General features: G+C 59.6%; 1 pseudogene. It reads right to left on the bottom strand.

Annotated features, from left to right (window positions below):
- A pseudogene (locus EOA60_RS37150) lies at window positions 1-411 on the bottom strand (lipopolysaccharide biosynthesis protein); the annotation flags it as partial.

The following is a 411-nucleotide window of genomic DNA, read 5'->3' as shown; positions in this document are numbered from 1 at the left end:
GCCTTCGAGCGAGACGATGTAGCGGAACTGCCGCTGGTGCGCGATCGTGAGATACGGCTTGCGATAGTTCTCCGGGGCGCTTGGCTTGGGCGAGCCGGCATCGCAAGACGGCAGGTCGCGCACGGCATCGACGAACCGTTTGCGGATCGGATTGTTGAAATGACCGCGCCAGACCGCCATCGGGCGCTTGTCGGCGAAGGACAGATTGTCCTTTGGCATGTTGAAATGGCGGAACTTGTCGAGCTTCATGATCACGGCGTTGCCGTTGTCGTTACGGATCGGCCGGTCCTTGACGATTGACGGCACCGCCGGAACGTCGACGACGTCGCCAAACTCGAGATCGATGAGCAGGTGGCGATCGAAGTAGCGGGCGAACTCCTTCAGGTCGTAATAGTACATGCTCCCGAAATT

Source organism: Mesorhizobium sp. M1A.F.Ca.IN.020.06.1.1, from assembly GCF_004023265.1.
GTDB lineage: Bacteria > Pseudomonadota > Alphaproteobacteria > Rhizobiales > Rhizobiaceae > Mesorhizobium.
The sequence above is the reverse complement of the archived record's forward strand: the minus strand, read 5'-3'. Positions and strand labels throughout refer to the sequence as shown.